23 protein-coding genes are annotated in these 19,493 nt (G+C 41.9%); 15 read left to right on the forward strand and 8 right to left on the reverse strand.

Annotation, left to right across the window (positions count from 1 at the left end; all coding sequences use genetic code 11):
- Window positions 1-111: 111 nt before the first annotated feature.
- On the reverse strand, window positions 112-1,200 hold the full coding sequence (gene zapE / locus H5158_RS17575; RefSeq protein ID WP_149980601.1) for a cell division protein ZapE: 1,089 nt from the start codon (window positions 1,198-1,200) through the stop codon (window positions 112-114).
- A 150-nt stretch (window positions 1,201-1,350) separates the two neighbouring features.
- On the opposite strand from zapE, the gene H5158_RS17580 reads away from it, so the two are divergent.
- The 3 genes from H5158_RS17580 (at window position 1,351) to H5158_RS17590 (ending at window position 4,538) form a co-directional block, all read left to right on the forward strand.
- Window positions 1,351-1,791 carry a YhcB family protein gene (locus H5158_RS17580; protein ID WP_145236792.1) on the forward strand — a complete coding sequence of 147 codons (441 nt, stop codon included), beginning with the start codon at window positions 1,351-1,353 and terminating at the stop codon, window positions 1,789-1,791.
- Between the two features lie 209 nt (window positions 1,792-2,000).
- Entirely contained in the window at window positions 2,001-3,353 is a 1,353-nt protein-coding gene (locus H5158_RS17585; protein ID WP_149980600.1) for a Do family serine endopeptidase, read from the forward strand.
- 102 nt (window positions 3,354-3,455) lie between these two features.
- Window positions 3,456-4,538 (forward strand): trypsin-like peptidase domain-containing protein, encoded by a 1,083-nt coding sequence (locus H5158_RS17590; RefSeq protein ID WP_149980599.1) that lies wholly within the window; start codon window positions 3,456-3,458, stop codon window positions 4,536-4,538.
- Between the two features lie 85 nt (window positions 4,539-4,623).
- Here H5158_RS17590 and murA read toward each other — a convergent pair whose 3' ends face one another.
- Genes murA through mlaF form a run of 7 tightly spaced genes read right to left on the reverse strand, consistent with a single transcriptional unit; the run spans window position 4,624 to window position 9,284 of the window.
- On the reverse strand, window positions 4,624-5,883 hold the full coding sequence (murA, locus tag H5158_RS17595) for a UDP-N-acetylglucosamine 1-carboxyvinyltransferase (protein ID WP_145236783.1): 1,260 nt from the start codon (window positions 5,881-5,883) through the stop codon (window positions 4,624-4,626).
- Window positions 5,884-5,896: 13 nt separating this feature from the next.
- On the reverse strand, window positions 5,897-6,154 hold the full coding sequence (locus H5158_RS17600; RefSeq protein WP_182740533.1) for a BolA family protein: 258 nt from the start codon (window positions 6,152-6,154) through the stop codon (window positions 5,897-5,899).
- A 5-nt stretch (window positions 6,155-6,159) separates the two neighbouring features.
- Entirely contained in the window at window positions 6,160-6,453 is a 294-nt protein-coding gene (locus H5158_RS17605; RefSeq protein WP_149980597.1) for a lipid asymmetry maintenance protein MlaB, read from the reverse strand.
- On the reverse strand, window positions 6,446-7,120 hold the full coding sequence (locus tag H5158_RS17610) for a phospholipid-binding protein MlaC (RefSeq protein WP_149980596.1): 675 nt from the start codon (window positions 7,118-7,120) through the stop codon (window positions 6,446-6,448). Before H5158_RS17610 ends, H5158_RS17605 begins: the two co-directional genes overlap by 8 nt.
- A 6-nt stretch (window positions 7,121-7,126) precedes the next feature.
- A complete protein-coding gene (gene mlaD, locus H5158_RS17615; RefSeq protein WP_149980595.1) occupies window positions 7,127-7,675 on the reverse strand; it encodes an outer membrane lipid asymmetry maintenance protein MlaD in 549 nt (182 codons plus the stop codon).
- Between the two features lie 14 nt (window positions 7,676-7,689).
- Window positions 7,690-8,469, reverse strand: coding sequence for a lipid asymmetry maintenance ABC transporter permease subunit MlaE (gene mlaE / locus H5158_RS17620; RefSeq protein WP_145236765.1), 780 nt, complete (start codon window positions 8,467-8,469; stop codon window positions 7,690-7,692).
- Window positions 8,469-9,284, reverse strand: a complete 816-nt coding sequence (mlaF, locus tag H5158_RS17625) for a phospholipid ABC transporter ATP-binding protein MlaF (protein ID WP_182719518.1) — start codon at window positions 9,282-9,284, stop codon at window positions 8,469-8,471. The genes mlaE and mlaF overlap by 1 nt, the downstream gene beginning before the upstream one ends.
- 255 nt (window positions 9,285-9,539) lie before the next feature.
- Between mlaF and H5158_RS17630 the strand changes: the two genes are divergently transcribed.
- The 12 genes from H5158_RS17630 to mgtE all read left to right on the forward strand — a co-directional run bounded on the left by H5158_RS17630 (window position 9,540) and on the right by mgtE (window position 18,838).
- Window positions 9,540-10,511 carry a calcium/sodium antiporter gene (locus tag H5158_RS17630; RefSeq protein ID WP_149980594.1) on the forward strand — a complete coding sequence of 324 codons (972 nt, stop codon included), beginning with the start codon at window positions 9,540-9,542 and terminating at the stop codon, window positions 10,509-10,511.
- A 25-nt stretch (window positions 10,512-10,536) separates the two neighbouring features.
- Window positions 10,537-11,508: a KpsF/GutQ family sugar-phosphate isomerase gene (locus H5158_RS17635; RefSeq protein ID WP_182740534.1), complete on the forward strand. Its 972-nt coding sequence runs from the start codon at window positions 10,537-10,539 to the stop codon at window positions 11,506-11,508.
- Window positions 11,508-12,059, forward strand: coding sequence for a 3-deoxy-manno-octulosonate-8-phosphatase KdsC (gene kdsC, locus H5158_RS17640; RefSeq protein ID WP_149980593.1), 552 nt, complete (start codon window positions 11,508-11,510; stop codon window positions 12,057-12,059). The genes H5158_RS17635 and kdsC overlap by 1 nt, the downstream gene beginning before the upstream one ends.
- Window positions 12,056-12,610, forward strand: coding sequence for an LPS export ABC transporter periplasmic protein LptC (gene lptC, locus H5158_RS17645; protein WP_149980592.1), 555 nt, complete (start codon window positions 12,056-12,058; stop codon window positions 12,608-12,610). Before kdsC ends, lptC begins: the two co-directional genes overlap by 4 nt.
- Window positions 12,600-13,133, forward strand: coding sequence for a lipopolysaccharide transport periplasmic protein LptA (gene lptA / locus H5158_RS17650; RefSeq protein WP_182740535.1), 534 nt, complete (start codon window positions 12,600-12,602; stop codon window positions 13,131-13,133). The genes lptC and lptA overlap by 11 nt, the downstream gene beginning before the upstream one ends.
- Window positions 13,130-13,855 (forward strand): LPS export ABC transporter ATP-binding protein, encoded by a 726-nt coding sequence (lptB, locus tag H5158_RS17655; RefSeq protein ID WP_149980590.1) that lies wholly within the window; start codon window positions 13,130-13,132, stop codon window positions 13,853-13,855. Before lptA ends, lptB begins: the two co-directional genes overlap by 4 nt.
- 66 nt (window positions 13,856-13,921) lie before the next feature.
- On the forward strand, window positions 13,922-15,418 hold the full coding sequence (locus H5158_RS17660; protein WP_145236743.1) for an RNA polymerase factor sigma-54: 1,497 nt from the start codon (window positions 13,922-13,924) through the stop codon (window positions 15,416-15,418).
- A gap of 28 nt (window positions 15,419-15,446) precedes the next feature.
- The gene (gene hpf, locus H5158_RS17665; protein WP_145236739.1) at window positions 15,447-15,734 is read left to right on the forward strand and encodes a ribosome hibernation promoting factor; all 288 of its coding nucleotides are present in this window, start codon (window positions 15,447-15,449) and stop codon (window positions 15,732-15,734) included.
- Window positions 15,735-15,738: 4 nt separating this feature from the next.
- Window positions 15,739-16,191, forward strand: coding sequence for a PTS IIA-like nitrogen regulatory protein PtsN (gene ptsN / locus H5158_RS17670; protein ID WP_149980589.1), 453 nt, complete (start codon window positions 15,739-15,741; stop codon window positions 16,189-16,191).
- Window positions 16,192-16,211: 20 nt separating this feature from the next.
- Window positions 16,212-17,054: an RNase adapter RapZ gene (rapZ, locus tag H5158_RS17675; protein ID WP_149980588.1), complete on the forward strand. Its 843-nt coding sequence runs from the start codon at window positions 16,212-16,214 to the stop codon at window positions 17,052-17,054.
- Window positions 17,055-17,082: 28 nt separating this feature from the next.
- Complete coding sequence (locus H5158_RS17680) at window positions 17,083-17,355, forward strand: HPr family phosphocarrier protein (protein ID WP_064667815.1); 273 nt, start codon at window positions 17,083-17,085, stop codon at window positions 17,353-17,355.
- A 124-nt stretch (window positions 17,356-17,479) separates the two neighbouring features.
- Window positions 17,480-18,838: a magnesium transporter gene (gene mgtE / locus H5158_RS17685; protein WP_145236729.1), complete on the forward strand. Its 1,359-nt coding sequence runs from the start codon at window positions 17,480-17,482 to the stop codon at window positions 18,836-18,838.
- Window positions 18,839-19,493 lie beyond the last annotated feature (655 nt).

The following is a 19,493-nucleotide window of genomic DNA, read 5'->3' on the forward strand; positions in this document are numbered from 1 at the left end:
GATAAGCGATAAGCGATAAGCGATAAGCGATAAAATTAAAAACTGTACTTGTGTTAAGTTAAGTACAGTTTTGATTTGTGTCTAACTTACGACTTATAACTTACAGCTACATTAAACCAAATGCTCTCTTGCTAAGTATTCTAACGACTGCATTTCTTGCAATCGACTAATACAACGTCTGAACTCAAAGTTAAGATTGCCTTGCGTGTAGAGTTCCGTAATCGGTTTTTCAGCAGAAATAATAAGTGTGACGTGGCGTTCGTAAAACTCATCGACTAACGCAATAAAGCGTCTGGCGGCATCATCGTTATTTTGGCCAAGCTGTTTTACGTTCGATAAAATAACAGTGTTATATAAACGGCTTATTTCCATATAATCGACTTGGCTACGTGCGGTTTCACACAACTGAGAGAAATCAAACATCACAATACAATCAGCGACCTTACGGGTTTTGATCATTCGCCCTTCAATTTCGATGGGGTGATCGAGTTTACCAGGCTCTGGAGATAACTTATCAAAATACTCAAACAGATTTTTATCGGCTTGTTCATCTAATGGGCTATGAAATATCTCTGCTTGCTCTAAAGTACGCAATCGGTAATCAATGCCAGAATCCACATTCACAATCTCAGTGTTTGCATTAACAAGTGCAATTGCAGGTAAAAAGCGAGCACGCTGCAAACCATTTCGATATAACTCATCAGGTATAATGTTAGACGTTGCCACTAACACAATGCCGCGCGCAAATAAGGCTTCCATTAAACCACCAAGCAGCATGGCATCAGTAATGTCTTGCACAAAAAATTCATCAAAGCAGATAATGTCGGTTTCAGCTTTAAAAATATCAGCCACAACTTCTAAGGGATTAGCCGTTTTGTCTAATTTTTTTAGCTCTTCGTGAACACGGTGCATAAAACGATGAAAATGCACGCGCATCTTGCGTGTTCCCGGCAGCGCCTCATAGAAGGTATCTACCAAATAGGTTTTACCACGCCCTACTCCCCCCCAAAAATACAAACCTTTTATAGGCGCCGTGCTATTTTTATTAAATAGTTTAGAGAACCAGCCTTTAGCTGCGGGCTTTTGTGCTGTTAAGTCATCGAAAAGCCTTTGTAGATGACGTACTGCATTTTCTTGTGCAGCATCGTAAACAAAGTCTTCACGCTGTAAATCTTGTTGGTACTTTTGCCAAGGAGTCATAGATAGTTACAATAAAACACGGTTTAATTTACGCAATATGTTAACACGCATCGTAACTCGGGGTATATTAGCAGCAACAGGATTTATTCTTGAGTACGCAATCTAGGCGTTATTTTATTTTTATGTATTAATTCCCAAAGGGGTAGAATTATGGGTACAGTTACTTGGATCGGCATTATTGTTATTGTGGCAGTAGCTGCATTTTTCCTTGGCGCCTTCGTCACTAAAAAGCAATTTAAGCAAGATGAATTAGAGCAACAAGCAGAACAAGCTAAAAATGCATTAGAGCAATACCGTCAAGATGTTGCAGATCATTTAGCAAGCACTGGTAGACTCGTCAACAAAATGAAAGACAACTACGACCAATTGTTAAATCATGTTGATGAAACTAACAAGCTGCTATTAGCTGATAAAAAACAGCATCCTAACGAACCATTCTTTTCTAAAGAAACGACTGAGCAGCTACAGCGCTCACTAAAGGAACGCCAAAGTGACCGTTCATCGGCACATGCTCAACCTGCTGATTATGTATCAGGTGAATCAGGCTTATTCGCCGGCGAACCAAAAGTAGCCGAGCCTGACAAAGTTTAATTAAGGTTTCAGAAATTTCTAAAGCTTCTTGATGAACTTTTTTTTGACCCCATAGTCTGTTTATAAAGCAGCTTATGTTTTACATGCATTTCAAAACATTCCAAAAGAGCGAACCTACTTTAAAATGTTTTGAACTAAATTGATAAAAGGCTGCTTATGCAGCCTTTTTTGTTTGTGCTTTTTCCTGTGATGTGGAGTAAACCCTGACTATGAAAATGAAATTATCGTTAATCAGTGCAGCAATGTTATCTGCCAGTTTATTATTAACCCCTGCAGTATCAATGGCTAAGATGCCTATCGCAGTCAATGGTCAACAATTACCGACGTTAGCGCCGATGCTAGAACAAATAACACCAGGCGTTGTTAGTATCCAAGTCTCCGGTTCAAAGGAAGTCCGTCGTCGCGCTGATCCGCTTGATTTCTTTTTTGGCAATCCGCAACCGCGTAGCCAAAAGCGTGAATTTAGTGGTTTAGGCTCAGGCGTTATTATTGACGCCAAAGAAGGCTATGTCGTTACCAATAACCACGTAGTTCAAGATGCTGAAAAAATGTTGGTTACTCTTGAAGATGGTCGTGAATACGAAGCAACTAAAATCGGTAGTGATAAAGAATCAGACATCGCGTTATTAAAAATTGATGCCGAGGATTTAGTCGCCGTTAAACTGGCAAACTCAGATCAACTACGAGTGGGTGATTTTGCAGTAGCAATTGGTAACCCATTTGGTTTAAGTCATACCGTTACCTCAGGGATTGTTAGTGCAATGGGGCGCAGTGGTTTAAATATTGAAGGTTATGAAGATTTTATTCAAACCGATGCTGCTATTAACCAAGGTAACTCAGGTGGTGCGCTAGTTAACTTAAACGGTGAGCTAATTGGTATTAACACGGCCATTTTAGGTGCATCGGGTGGCAATGTTGGTATCGGCTTTGCAATCCCATCCAATATGATGAAAAATCTTGTTGACCAAATTATTGAACATGGTGAAGTACGCCGTGGCTCACTAGGTATTTCTGGGCGTCCACTGGATGCAGGCCTTGCTAAAGCACAACAGCTTGATGTAAAACAAGGCGCTTATGTTATGCAAGTAATGGATGATTCTGCCGCCAGTGAAGCGGGTATTAAAGCTGGTGACGTAATTATTAGTATTGATGGTAGTGAGATCAGCGGCTTCCATGAACTGCGCAGTAAAATTGCCACCCTCGGTGAAGGCAGAAAGGTAAAATTAGGTATTTATCGTGATGGCAAAGTACAAACCGTTAAAGTGACCCTTGATGGCGCATCAGCACTAACCGCAGCCGGTGATGAACTACACCCAGCCTTCCAGGGTGCAACACTTGAAAACACCCAAAAGAATGGAAATAAAGGGGTTGAGGTGACAACTGTTGATCCGCGTTCACCAGCAGCTAGAGTCGGCCTTGAAGAAGGCGACGTGGTAATGCAAGTAAACCGTCAGCGTGTTGAAACAATTAGTGACATGAATAAGATCATCGAAAACACTAAAGGTAACATCGTGCTTGGAGTACAACGCGGTCGTGAATCGGTATTTGTTTTAATTCAATAAAATAAATATTAGGTAAATCGCATAAATAATAGCAGTGGTACTTGCCGCTGCTATTTTTTTTGTGCCATCATTAGAAGATCGCTCATTAAGAATAAGAACATTGTGCTGAAATTTTTTAAGTTTGTCCTTCCCCCGCTATTTGCCGGACTCGGTATCGCATTTTTGGTAGTATTTTTTAGCCCAAATATGCGTGCAACGCTGTTACCCAATGTCCCCTTACCAAGTGCTATGAGTATTGACCATTTGAGCTTTGCCGATGCAGTACAGCGCGCAGCGCCATCTGTTGTGACAATCATTTCTGAGAGCATTTCAAAGGAACCTCGTTATAAACGGCAAAACACCGTGCAAGAACTTGGCTCCGGTGTGATCATGTCAAGTGATGGCTATATTCTAACCAACTATCATGTGATCAATAATGCTGATCAAATTATGGTGCTGCTTACTGATGGCCGCCGTTATTTTGATGTTCAGCTCATCGGCTTTGATACCATCACCGACTTAGCACTGTTGAAAATTAACGTTGAGCACTTGCCAGTTATCCCAATTAGTGAGCGTTTTACGCCTCGCGTGGGTGATGTGGTGCTGGCGATTGGTAATCCGCTGAATCTAGGGCAAACAATCACCCAAGGGATCATCAGTGCCACGGGTAAACAAAAAATTACCGATAGTCCTTATAATAGTCTGCTACAAATGGATGCGGCAATTAATGTCGGCAACTCAGGTGGCGCACTGGTAAACTCTAATGGCGACTTGGTTGGGATCACCTCAGCACAATTTAAAACCCGAGAGAACCTCGATATCCAAGGCATATTCTTCGCCGTACCGTACTCGTTAGCAAAAGAGGTAATGGATAAACTGATCCGTCATGGTCGTGTTGTGCGTGGTTACTTGGGCTTCACAGGTACTGCCGTTGATAGTACCGGTAAAGAAGTGAGCGATAAGTTCACCCCTATTGCTGGATTGCGTATAACCAACCTAGATCCATTAGGTCCAGCATGGCAAGCTGGTATTAAAGAACAAGATATTGTGATTAAAATTGGCGGTGAAGATGTCACTAACCCACAAAAAACCTTAACCAGAATTGGTAATTCAGAGCCGGGCCATGAAATAGAATTTGAACTTTATCGAAATGGAAAAGTACTAAAAGTGATGGTGAAGGTTGCAGAGTTAGAGACTAAACTATAATTTTAGTTGCAAGGTAAAAGGTAAAAGGTAAAAGGTAAACAAGGTTTTCGCTTGAACCTTGTTACCTGAACCTTTCAACTCGTATTTAACTACTTCGGCGTTTGATGTTTGCACCTAACGCGCTGAGTTTATCTTCAATCCGTTGATAGCCTCGATCAACGTGGTAAATACGGTCAACAACCGTTTCACCTTGTGCCACAATCCCCGTTAAAATTAGGCTCGCTGATGCACGTAGATCGGTTGCCATTACTTGTGCGCCACTCAAACTCTTAGTGTCACCACAAATTGCCGTATTCCCCTCCAAACGAATGTTAGCACCCATACGTTGTAGTTCTGGCACATGCATAAAACGGTTTTCAAAAATCGTTTCGGTAATGGTCGCGCTGCCATTAGCTACTACATTTAACGCAGTAAACTGCGCTTGCATATCGGTAGGGAAACCTGGGTGTGGCATGGTTTTAATATTAACGGCTTTGAGCTCACGGCCACGCATATCAAGATAAATACTATCTTTATGTACTTCAATCAACGCATTAGTTGCACGCAATTTTTCAATCACAGGCTCTAAACTATGAAAATCGGTAAGCTTACATAGCACTTCGCCACCCGCCATTGCTGCGGCCACTAAAAATGTGCCAGTTTCAATCCGATCTGGCAAGATGCGATGCTCACAACCATGCAGCTTTTCAACACCTTCAATTTCAATACGGCTAGTGCCTGCACCGCTAATTTTTGCGCCCATTGCTGTTAAGCAAGCAGCTAAATCTATAATCTCTGGTTCACGCGCCGCGTTTTCTAATACGGTTTTGCCGTCAGCTAAGGTTGCGGCCATTAATAAATTTTCGGTCGCGCCAACGCTGACCATTTCCATGTAGATTTCAGCACCTTTTAAACGCCCATCTACCTTGGCATTGATATAACCATTTTCAACGCTAATAACAGCGCCCATGCGCTCCAAACCTTGAATATGAATATCAACCGGGCGAGCACCAATTGCACAACCACCAGGAAGCGATACTTGTGCTTGACCAAAACGAGCAACCAATGGACCTAATGCTAATACTGAGGCACGCATTTGTTTAACTAACTCGTAAGGGGCCAATGTTTTATCAACTTTGCCACCATCAATAACGAGCTGTTCGCCGTGCCAGTGTATTTCTGCGCCGAGGGTTTTTAATAATGCTTCAGTAGTGCCGATATCACGCAGGCGAGGAACATTATTAAAGGTACTTTTACCGTCAGCTAATAATGCTGCAAACAAAATAGGTAAAGCGGCATTTTTAGCGCCAGAGATAGTGACTTCACCGGCAAGTCCGGTTCCACCCTGAATTACAAATTGATCCATGAGGAAACCTTTTTTATTGAGGTAAAATGAATTTTTGTTCGCGCTTCCACTCAGTAGGTGTAAATGCACGGATCGAAACTGCGTGGATTGTGCCGTCAGAAATGGTGTTCATCAACGGACCATATACCAGCTGTTGTTTTTTCACTCGGCTTAACCCATCAAAACAATCGCCGACTGCGATAACTTCATAATGACTACCCTTGGCTTTCACATGTACTTCAGCTAATTGCAATTCGTCGCGCAATAAGGTTTCGACTTGGCTTGTTTCCATAACTCTCACTCAAATAGGTTGGTAACCTGTCCCAACTGCATCAACTTTTGCAGTTGTTCAGGAATATTTTGCAATTCAAGGTGAACACCTTGCTGCTTTAATTCTGCGAAAGAGTGAATTAACCAAGCTAAGCCCGCCGTGTCAACCCTAGACACCTCAGAAAGGTCAAAATACCAGTTTTTATGGCTAGTTTGTGAGTTTTTATTCAGAAGTCGTTCAGCGGAAATTGAATTTCGAGTCAATTCACCACTGACTCGATAGTGCTGTTCGTCAATCTGAGTAACCGTTACTTTACTCATTACCGCCGTCACCTCTAAATTGCACTGGCAACTTACTTTTCTGTTCAAGTAGGTCACTTACATGGTTAATACCTTGCTGGCGCAAAATGCCTTGAAATTCACTTTGCTTGGCATCTAATAAACTAATGCCCTCAGCAACCATGTCATAAGCACGCCATTCGCCATCGCGATCTTCACGTACTTTAAAATCAATTTTAATTTCCGGCTTACCTGGCTCGACAATTTTGGTTTTCACTAATACAAGGTCTTGTCCTGCAAACTCTTTGCTTGCACCAAACTCTACTTTTTGGTTGGTGTATTGGGTAAACACGCCAGCATAAGTGGCGATTAAGTATTCTTGAAACACATCAATAAAGTGTTTGATATCCTCAACCGCTTGCTTTTGCTCAGCAGGATCTTTAATCGCACGCACTTTTGATACATGACTTCCTAATACACGCAGTGCAGCATATTTATAATCAATGTAAGGCATCAACTCTTCTTTGACGATAACCCGTAGATGCTCTTTATCTTTTTCGATTAAAGGCTGGTCACGAGTAATACGTTGAAAAGTATTATCAGATACTTGGCGGACCATTTTATATGGGTCTGTTAAATCGACCGCATCGCTTGCTACGGTGATCGCGCTGAAAGTCAGCGCAACTAAAATTAAAAATTTCTTAAACATAATTACTTACTCGCCGCCTTGATTGAATAAAAATTGCCCGATTAACTCTTCAAGCACCAATGCTGATTTCGTGTCAGTGATATAGTCGCCATCATTTAAGGCTTTGCTTTCAACACCAAATAACTCGTCTAACCCTAAGTTTTTATCATTACTTGTTACCGCAACACCTAAACACGCTTGTTCAGCTGATTTTGGGGCAATGACAGGGTTAATCCCTAAATATTGCTCACCTAGGATGCCTGATGTCAAAATTGAAACTGAGCTGGTATCTGAAAAACGACATTTATATTGCGCATCAATCGTCATATCAACAACTGGCACAAATTCTTGTGGGTGAATTGAAATACCCTCAACTCGACCAACCACTACACCACCTACTTTAATCGGCGCACGTGTTTTTAATGAACCAATGTTTTCAAACTTGGCTTTCAATAAGTAGGTTTCGCCGTTGCCGCTGATCCCTGCATTGGCAACTTTTAACGCCAACATAGCAAAAGCAGCTATGCCTAGCGCAACAAAAAAACCAACTAAAATTTCTAATTTCCGTGAATTCATTATCTATACCTTTATTAGCTAGTAAACATTACCGCTGTCAAAATAAAATCAAACCCTAAAACAGCCAAAGATGAGTGTACAACTGTCTCTGTTGTTGCTTTACTGATCCCTTCAGAGGTCGGTATACAATCGTAGCCTTTATAAAGCGCAATCCATGTAACCACGATGGCAAATACAAAACTCTTGATCATGCCATTTAAAATATCTTGCTGAAACGATACTTGTGACTGCATGATTGACCAAAAACTTCCCGTATCTACACCCAACCAATCAACACCCACTAAATGAGCACCAATAATTGCAACTGCTGAAAATATTAACGCCAGTAATGGCATACTGATAAAGCCCGCCCAAAAGCGTGGCGCGATAATACGTTTAAGAGGGTCAATGGCCATCATTTCAAGACTTGATAACTGCTCAGTCGCTTTCATTAAACCTATTTCAGCGGTTAATGCACTACCAGCTCGCCCGGCAAACAATAATGCAGTAACAACAGGGCCTAACTCTCTGAGTAAACTCAATGCGACTAATGGGCCTAAGCTATCCTCTGCACCATAACCAACTAGTACGGTGTAGCCTTGCAACGCCAATACCATACCAATGAATAATCCCGACACCATGATAATCAATAGTGACTGCGAGCCGACCATATATAATTGTCGTATTAAAAGCGGCGTGCCTTTTCTAAAATTAGGCAAACTCCATAACGCACCTATCAACATCTGAGTGGAGCGACCAAGTGCAGCAAATCGTCCTAACGTTTTATGACCTAGCATTTGCAAAAAATCAAACATCAGCGGCGCCCTCCCAGTAATTCTTGTTGATAAGGTTGAGCAGGAAAATGAAACGGCACTGGGCCATCAGATAATCCTTTTAAGAACTGCTGAACTAGGGCCGATTCATGATTACGCATTTCATCCGGTGTACCGCTACCAATAACGCCTTGATCGGCAATAATGATAACGTGATCGGCAATGCTCATCACTTCTGTTACATCGTGAGTTACGATTAATGATGATAATCCAAGCACTTGATTAAGCGATTTAATCAACTTAACTAACACCCCCATGGAGATTGGGTCTTGGCCTGCAAATGGCTCATCATACATAATTAATTCAGGATCAAGTGCGATTGAGCGCGCTAATGCAGCACGACGTGCCATACCACCTGACAGCTCAGAAGGCATTAAATCTTGTGCGCCACGCAAGCCAACAGCTTGTAATTTCATTAGCACCACAAGGCGAATTAAATCTTCACTTAGACGAGTGTGTTCACGCAGCGGAAAAGCGATATTGTCAAATACAGACATATCGGTAAATAATGCGCCGCTTTGGAACAACATACTCATTTTGGTTCGCGCCGCATAAAGCTCTTTGCGCGACATGGCAGGAATGTTATTACCTTCGAATAAAATAGTGCCGCTATCTGGTTTTAATTGACCACCAATTAAACGCAACATGGTGGTTTTACCAATTCCGCTTGGTCCCATTATTGCCGTAATTTTTCCTTTCGGGACACTAAAGCTCATATTTTTATATATGCAGCGATTGCCCCTAGAAAAGCTTACATCCTTGATTTCTACTATTGGTTGCGACAAGTCGCTCTCCATTACTATTTTCACTAGTTCACCTATTTTAAGCGTTTTTACAGCAAGATGGAAAAAACAAATCGTAAAATTTTGTAATATTCTATGTAATAGCGCTGCAAACCTTACAGCAGTAGGCTTAACCGTCGCTTAAATAATTATTCTCAGTCCAAATCAGGCCATAATCTAACAAGCTTCGCAGATTCTTTTATTTATACTTTCAGGTTGGCTTTTGTTACTATTTGCAGTCATCTCATTTTGAATAATTGGCGTAACGTAATGGTGACTTCTTTTGTCATTTTAATTCTCGGATTTGCAGCTCTAGTTTGGAGTGCGGATCGCTTTGTTTATGGTGCTGCGGCACTGGCAAAAAATTTCGGTGTTCCTACTCTTATTGTTGGCTTAACCGTTGTTGCGATGGGCTCGTCAGCCCCTGAAATGATGGTCTCAGCATCAGCTGCGCTTGCCGGTAAAACTGACACTGCCGTGGGTAACGCCGTTGGCTCAAATATCACTAATATTTTACTTGTTTTAGGTATTACCGCGCTATTGCGCCCACTCTCAGTATCATCAATGACATTAAAACGCGAAATGCCGCTTGTACTACTAGTGTCAATCGCTGCCTGGTATGTATTTTCTGATAACTACTTTTCATTTGCTGAGGGCGTTGCATTAATCATTGGCTTTGTGGTCTTTATTGCGGGCTTAGTTATTATTTCTATTCGCGCTAAAAACCAAGCTGACGACCCATTTGTAAGTGAAGCCTGTGAAGACGTACCAGATAACGTGCCCACCAAATCGGCTTTATTTTGGTTAATTATTGGTATGATATTACTGCCTGTCAGCTCACACTTTTTAGTTGGCTCAGCAGTTGATATAGCCAAATACTTTGGCCTAAGTGATTTAGTCATTGGCTTAACCATTATTGCTATTGGCACCAGTTTGCCTGAGCTGGCAGCCTGTATTGCTGGGGTATTAAAAAACGAAGATGATTTAGCACTGGGTAATATTGTTGGCTCAAATATCTTTAACATTTTAGCTGTGTTGCCACTGGCTGGGATTATCAACCCTTCAATTATTGATCCTTCAGCTGCAAACCGTGATGCCTTAATAATGATTGGTGCCACCATAGCCCTTATTGCTATGTCCTTGAGTTTTAGGGGCACAAGACGCATTAATAGAGTTGAAGGTGGCCTGTTATTGGTCGCGTTTTTAATCTATCAAGGTTATATTTTCAGCCAAGTTGCTTAATGCTAGCCACAAAATGGATAACACAATGACGCAGTTAAATTTTATTGAACAAGGTAAGCGGGTGCTAGAAATAGAGTGCCAAGCACTGCTTGATATAACCCAATATCTAGACGAAAACTTTAATCAAGCTTGCCAATTGATGTATCAATGTCACGGTAGGATCATAGTAGTCGGTATGGGGAAATCTGGGCATATTGGTAATAAAATTGCTGCAACACTGGCAAGCACTGGCACGCCTGCTTTTTTTGTCCATCCGGGTGAAGCAAGTCATGGTGATTTAGGGATGATCACTCGTGATGACGTGGTTATGCTTATTTCTAACTCAGGCGAAACCAGCGAAGTACTGAATATTATTCCGGTTATTAAACGTATTGGCGCAAAAATGATCGCCATGACAGGTAACCCTGAATCATCAATGGCAAATTGGGCTGATGCACATGTATGCATCAAAGTAAGTCAAGAGGCCTGCCCATTAGGACTCGCTCCGACTGCGAGCACGACTGCAACACTTGCGATGGGTGATGCAATAGCCGTTGCTCTGCTAGAAACCCGTGGCTTTACCGCCGATGACTTTGCGCTATCGCATCCTGGTGGTAGCTTAGGTAAACGTTTACTATTGTGTTTAAAAGATATTATGCACAGTGGCCCAGCAACGCCTATGATCAATGATAAGCAATGTATCAAAGATGCATTAATCGAAATGTCGGCAAAAGGCTTAGGTATGACAGCTATTGTTGATGACACAGGGCAACTTGCAGGGCTTTTTACTGATGGTGATTTACGGCGAATTTTAGAGCAACGAATAGATATTCACAGTACTTTGATAAGCACTGTCATGACCCGCTCTTGCACTACTGCAACTGCTGATATGCTTGCCGCCGAGGCACTCAATATCATGGAGAATAAGCGTATCAATGGCTTAATTGTAGTTGATGATAAACACCACCCTATTGGTGCTCTTAATATGCAAGATTTGCTCAAAGCAGGAGTTTTATAATGCAGTTTGCTGACTTATATCAGCCACTTTCAGATGATGCTCGCGAGCGAGCACAAAAAATCAAACTCCTGATCTGTGATATCGATGGGGTGTTTTCAGATGGTCGTATTTATCTTGGTAACCAAGGTGAAGAACTCAAAGCGTTTAATACTAAAGATGGCTTTGGTATCAAAGCACTGATCAATAGCGGTTTTGAAGTTGCCGTGATCACCGGTCGTCATTCACAGATAGTTCAGCAACGGATGACTAGCCTGACAGTACCGCATATTTACCAAGGCCAAGAAAACAAGTTGCAAGCTTATCAACAGCTCAAGGATAAATTGCAGTTAAGCGATGAACAAATCGCTTACATAGGCGATGACGGACCTGACTTGCCGGTAATGGAATTGGTTGGTTTTGCGGTGGCAGTAAATGATGCGCATCCACTAATCAAACGCATTTCACATTATACAACCATGCTACCTGGTGGCTTTGGGGCGGTGCGTGAACTCACTGATTTATTAATGCTCGAAAATGGTAAATCATTAACCAGCGAAGGCACGAGCTCATGAATAGTGCGCGTTTAATATTATGCGTATTATTTGTCGGCTGCATGGTATGGCTGTGGTATCCGTATTTTTATCAAAGTACCGCCATAAAACAACACCAAGAAGATATAATAGCAAAACCTGATTATACTGCGGTGGCATTAAAACAAACCGCATTTGATGAACAAGGTAAAATTAGCCACAAAGTAACAGCTGCAAAAATGGAACTCTATCAACAGTTAGGGTTCACTTACTTTGAACAACCTATTTTTACACTCTATAATCAACAGCAGACGTGGCAAATTAATGCCGATGAAGCCACCTTATATGAAAATCATCAATTAATTTTAGAAGGTAATGTGGTTGCTAAAAACCTGACCAATAATGCCATGATTGAACATATAAACGCAGATAATATTCAGGTTGATATTGAACTACAAACCATGAGTTCAGAACAACCAGTTGAATTAATCGGACCAAATTTAAAAATCACTGGGCGCGGTCTCCATGCCGACTTAAAAGCCGAAGTGGTAGAACTAATTAACCATACGCGAACCATATATTATGACCAATAAATTTGCTCACTTGCTTGTTATACCAAGCTTATTCATTGCTTTTGCAAGCTTTGCTGAAAATACGACACCACCTGCAGATCAAGTCTCTATCAGTGCTGACACGCAGCTTGCCCAACTGAAAGATAATATCGGTATTTTTGAAAAAAATGTTGAAATCATTCATGGTAACCGCCGTATCAAAGCGGATCGACTTGAAGTCCATAAGCGCGAAGATTTAGGCGATAACAAACAACTACTTGTCGCAACTGGCAGTCCGGCTTACTTTGAAGAAAAACAAACTGATGGCACAGTAATGAGTGCCAGTGCTGATGAAGTCCGTTACGATGTCGCTAAGCGCTATTTAACCTTGGTTGGCAATGCACAAGTCACTCAGGCAGGTCAAAAAATCAATGCCAGAAGCATTACCTATGATATGGACCAGCAACTGATCAGTGCTGAAAAAGGCGCAAGCTCAAGCGATCGTGTGCACACCATTTTGGTACCAGTAGACAGTAAAAAAGACGAATCTAAAGGGCAGCCATGAGTACATTAAAAGCTGAATTTCTAGCAAAAAGCTATAAAGGTCGCCAAGTTGTAAAAAGCGTGGGTTTAGAAGTTAGCGCAGGCAGCATTGTTGGCTTATTGGGTCCTAATGGCGCTGGTAAAACCACCACCTTTTATATGATTGTGGGTTTAGTTCCAAGCGACAAAGGTAAAATCAGTATTGATGATAATGACATCACCTTACTGCCAATGCACAGTCGCGCACGGTTAGGGATTGGCTACCTGCCACAAGAATCATCCATCTTCCGTAAATTAACTGTTTATCAAAACCTGATGGCTATTTTAGAAACTCGTAAAGAGCTGAATAAACAAGCCAGAGAAGAAGCGCTCGACAGCTTACTTGATGAGTTTAGCATTCAACATATCCGCGACAGCCAAGGTATGGCATTATCTGGCGGTGAACGTCGTCGAGTTGAAATTGCACGCGCTTTAGCCGCAAACCCAAAATTTATCTTACTTGATGAGCCTTTTGCTGGCGTTGATCCTATTTCAGTGTTAGATATAAAGAAGATTATTGAACACCTTAAAAACCGTGGTATTGGCGTGCTTATTACCGACCACAATGTACGAGAAACCCTTGATGTTTGTGAAAAAGCCTACATAGTTTCTCATGGGGAGTTAATTGCATCAGGTACCCCTGAGCATGTACTCGCCGACCAAACAGTCCGCGATGTTTACCTGGGCGAGCAATTTAGGCTATAAAGCCACGCTCGGCTAAGTATCTGCTAGACTTAACGATGATAACAATAAAAGGATTGTTAGAGATACATGAGGCAATCACTCCAGCTGCGCATGGGCCAGCAACTTACAATGACACCACAGCTGCAACAAGCAATTCGCTTATTGCAACTCAGTACATTGGATCTCCAGCAAGAAATTCAAGAAGCGCTCGACAGCAATCCATTGTTAGAGCTAGAAGAACATGAATATTCAGACGACACGGCTGGTAAAAACGAACAAAAACAAGATAACGATGACTTAACCGTTAGCGCATCAGCAGACGACAAGCCAAGCGAATATGAACAAGAAAGTAGCGAAGCATTAAGTAAAGAGACCTTAAGTGACGAAATGGCTATGGACGTCACCTGGGACGAATACATGAGTGCTGCGCCAAATACGTCATCTGGGCCAATGCCTGAAGATGAGTCAATTTATCAAGGTGCCTCAACTGAAACCTTGCACGAATATCTAATGTGGCAATTACAACTCACACCTTTTAGTCCAACCGATGAAGCCATTGCCATTGCGATTGTTGAAGCCGTTGACGATTCAGGTATTTTAACCTTGAGCTGCGAAGACATTGCAGAGAGCTTAAATCAAGGTAATAACGAAGAAGAAATCGAACTCGACGAAGTGCAAGCAGTGTTAAAACGCATTCAGTTGTTTGACCCTGTTGGTATTGCTGCGCGCAGCCTACAAGAATGTTTATGTATTCAATTAAATCAATTTGATCCTGCAACTCCTTGGATTAGCGAGACAAAAATGATTTTAACTGATCATATCGATTTATTAGCTAGTCGTGACTATCGCACTTTGATGAAAAAGACTAAGCTTAAAGAAGATGAACTAAAAGAAGTAATGACACTGATCCACAGCCTTAACCCAAAGCCTGCGGATACCATAGTACGCGAAGAATCAGAGTATGTTATTCCTGACGTTTCGGTGAAAAAAATTAAAGGTCGCTGGGTGGTTGAACTCAATCCAGACAGCATGCCAAAAATTAGAGTGAACAGCCAATATGCGGCGATGTCACGCTCTGTAAAATCAAGCACTGACAGCCAATTTATACGCTCGCATTTGCAAGAAGCTAAATGGTTTATTAAAAGCCTAGAAAGTCGTAACGAGACGTTACTCAAAGTAACCAACTGCATTGTTAAACAGCAGCAAGGATTCTTTGAGCATGGCCCTGAGGCCATGCGCCCTATGGTACTAAACGACGTTGCCGAAATGGTTGAGATGCACGAATCAACAATTTCTCGTGTAACCACCCAAAAATACATGCATACCCCTCGTGGTATATTTGAGTTAAAATATTTTTTCTCGAGCCATGTAAGTACTGAGAACGGCGGCGAATGCTCATCGACAGCCATTCGAGCATTGATCAGAAAATTGATCAGTGCAGAAAACTCAGCGAAACCATTGAGTGATAGTAAAATTGCAGATATATTGGCAGAGCAAGGTATCAAAGTAGCTAGACGGACTATTGCAAAATACCGCGAGTCACTGGCTATTCCACCGTCAAATCAACGTAAAAGTTTGATTTAAGGCGTAAAATCACAAGAGGAAAATGCTTATGCAACTAAATTTAACTGGTCGTCATGTAGAAATTACTGATTCATTAAGAGACTATGTAAACAATAAGTTTGCCAAGCTTGAAAGGCATTTTGATCATATCAATAATGTCCATGTCATTCTTGATGTAGAAAAGCTAAGCCAAAAAGCAGAAGCCACATTACATGTCAGTGGCGCTGAATTATTTGCCTCAACTGAGCACCAAGACATGTATGCAGCCATTGACGGACTAATCGACAAACTTGACCGTCAGGTAATTAAACACAAAGAGAAGCACGCTCGACACTAACACTATGAAATTAAGCTCACTTATTTGCCAGGACTGCAGTAAAGCTGCGGTCCTTTTTAATAGCAAAAAACGGATCATTGAATTTATCAGCCAATTGGCTCATGAACAACTTCCTCAGCTATCACAACAAGAAATCCTCAACGCACTACTGTCGAGAGAAAAACTAGGTAGTACGGGTATTGGTCGTGGTATTGCTATTCCTCATGGCCGTATGAGTGGTGTTGAAAACCCGCTAGCAATAATTATAGTGAGTGAATCACCGATTGATTTTGATGCGATAGATAATCGCCCAGTTGATATATTTGTAGCTCTCATCGTGCCAGATGGTGATAGCCAACTTCATTTGAAGACGTTAGCCACAATTGCTGATAAACTCAACGACAAAGATTTTTGTAAACAACTACGTAGCGCAAAAACAGACCAAGATTTGTATCACGTAATTGCTGCGCAATCGTAGCCAAATGAAGGAGAATTTACATGGAGTTAATCATCATCAGTGGGCGTTCTGGCTCAGGTAAATCTGTTGCTCTGCGTGTAGTAGAAGATCTTGGCTATTATTGTGTAGATAATATTCCGGTAAACTTATTACCTTCATTAGTGCGCAGTGTCTCTGATAATTATGACAAAATTGCCGTCAGTATTGATGTCCGTAATTTACCGAAAGAGCAGGAAGAATTTAACGATATTCTTGAATACTTGCCTGGTTTTGCAAATCCGACGCTATTTTATTTAGACAGTGATGATCAAACCCTGATCAAACGTTTTTCTGAAACTCGGCGCTTACATCCATTATCTTTGGACTCTTTGCCACTGGATTTAGCCATCAAGCAAGAAAAAGTATTACTTGATGTATTAACTACTCGCGCTGACTTTATACTTGATACCACTGATCTGAGTGTCCACCAGCTTGCAGAGTCAATCCGTGAAAAGATTTTAGGGAAAAAAGATAAAAAACTAATCATTACCTTTGAATCATTTGGTTTTAAATATGGTATTCCAAAAGAAGCTGATTATGTTTTTGATGCACGCTTTTTACCAAACCCACATTGGGAGCCTGAGCTTAAGCCACTTACAGGCCTTGATCAGCCAGTAAAAGATTATTTAGCCAGCCACAGTATCGTACAAAAATTCACTTGGCAGATCCAAACCTTTGTACAAACTTGGTTACCGCATTTGGAGCGTAATAACCGCAGTTACTTAACAATTGCTATTGGTTGCACCGGTGGTCAACATCGCTCAGTTTATCTAGCGCAAACTATAGGTGAAAGCTTCTCGATGAGCCACAGCAATGTGAAAATTCGCCATCGTGAACAAGAATAACAACTCACGTTTACAGTAAGGAATGTTGATGCGTTTAGAAGATACATTTTTAATAAAAAACAAACTCGGTTTACATGCTCGCGCAGCCAGCGTATTAGCGCAATTAGCTGTGCAGTTTGATGCCAGCATCACACTTCATCAAGATGACAAACAAGCCGCAGGCGATAGCGTACTCGGCTTAATGCTATTAGAAAGTAGCCAAGGCAAAGAAGTTAAAGTTGTATGTGAAGGCCCGGACGCTGAACCTGCTCTTGCAGCAATTGGCGAGTTGATTGCACAACGCTTTAACGAACAAGAATAGCTCGTAGTCAGTACCACTAAATTGCGTTAAACTAAATAAAGTCGTTAATTAAACAGACCAAGCGCGTTAATTACCAACTACTGTTACCCTACCTATCAAGTGTATTAATTTTTTAAGGACGCCAATGCCAGAAGCTTTTGAACAAGATTACCCACTACAACAACTAAAACAAGTGACCAAGTCACTTAACAGTGGTCAATTTGTTCAAGTAAGGCGTATGTTGGCAAAAACAGCTCCGTGTGACACCGCATTATTACTCGAGTCATCCCCGCATAAGATTCGTACCTTGTTATGGCAACTGGTTGATCCAGATGTACAAGGTGACGTACTTGAAGAACTCTCAGAAGATGTTCGTTTAGGGATCATTGCCCAAATGGAGCCGAAGCACATCGCTGCGGCAACTGAGGACATGAGCCACGATGATCTAGGGGAAGTACTACGTAGCCTACCTGATACCGTCTACAAAGACGTTGTTAGTGCCATGGACAGCCAAGATCGAGAACGTGCAACTCAAGCACTCTCTTATCAAGAGCGCTCTGCTGGCGCGCTGATGAACACCGATACAGTGACCATCCGTCCAGATGTCACTATCGACGTAGTACTGCGCTACTTACGTTTACGTGGTGAGCTACCAGAAGGTACCGATGATCTTTATGTTGTTGATAAACATAACTGCTTTATTGGTGCCATGTCGTTAACGACCTTATTGACTAACTCGCCAGATAAAATTATTCGTGACTTAATGGATGAAGATTGTGAATCTATTCTCATTTCGATGGATGAAACCGATGTAGCACAACTGTTTGAACGTCATAACTGGATATCAGCACCAGTGGTTGATGATAATGACCATCTACTTGGCCGTATCACCATCGATGATATCGTTGACGTTATCCGTGAAGACGCCGAACATAGCTTATTAAGCCTAGCCGGTCTTGATGATGAAGAAGATACCTTTGCCCCAGTGTTAAAAAGCTCCAAAAAGCGCTCAATTTGGCTTGGCGTTAACTTATTAACCGCGCTACTTGCTGCGATTGTGGCAAGCTTCTTTGAAAACACTTTAGCAATTTTACCTATTCTAGCGGTACTCAACGGTATAGTGCCATCCATGGGTGGTGTTGCGGGCAGCCAAACATTAACACTCGTAATACGTGGTATTGCAGTGGGTCATATCAACCAAACAAACCAACGCTTTTTACTGATCAAAGAGCTTGCAATCGGCGCAATAAACGGGATTGTTTGGTCCATTTTAATTGCCGGTGTTGTCGCTATTTGGCAATGGGACTTTAAGCTTGGCGGCGTACTCGCCTTTGCCATGTTTATGAACTTAGTAGCCGCAGGTATCGCCGGTGCCAGTATTCCGCTACTATTGAAAAAAATGAAAATTGACCCTGCATTAGCTGGCAGCGTAGTACTGACAACCGTAACCGATATTGTAGGGATCTTCGCCTTCCTAGGCACCGCCACATGGTTGTTGGTGTAGTTAAAAATTAGTTAAAGGTTAAACCCATCGTAGGCGCGAGTTTATCTCGCGCATCTCTTAGCGTTACATCAACCTCATCCGCCAACTTAGGCAATGGCTTTAGCCATGAATGTTATCAACCGCGCGGCATAAAGCACCGCCTACGATAAACCCAAAACTTTAACACCCGTAGGCGTTAAGCTTGCTGACGCACAAACTCCGAGCCACATTTAAAACGCGGTGGCAAGCCACTCGCCTACAAGTGATTTAACACCGAGATAAACCTTAACACCCGTAGGCGTTAAGCTTGCTGACGCACAAACACCAGAGCACATTTCAAAACGCGGTGGCAAGCCACTCGCCTACAAGTGATTAATTAGACATCAAAGTAAACCTTAACACCGTAGGCGTTAAGCTTGCTGACGCACAAACTCCGAGCCACATTTAAAACGCAGTGGCAAGTCACTCGCCTACAAGTGATTTAACACCGAGATAAACTTTAACACCCGTAGGCGTTAAGCTTGCTGACGCACAAACTCCGAGCCACATTTAAAACGCGGTGGCAAGCCACTCGCCTACAAGTGATTAATTAGACATCAAAGTAAACCTTAACACCGTAGGCGTTAAGCTTGCTGACGCACAAACTCCGAGCCACATTTAAAACGCAGTGGCAAGT

The sequence above is a fragment of the Pseudoalteromonas sp. SR45-6 genome, from assembly GCF_014163545.1.
GTDB lineage: Bacteria > Pseudomonadota > Gammaproteobacteria > Enterobacterales > Alteromonadaceae > Pseudoalteromonas > Pseudoalteromonas rhizosphaerae.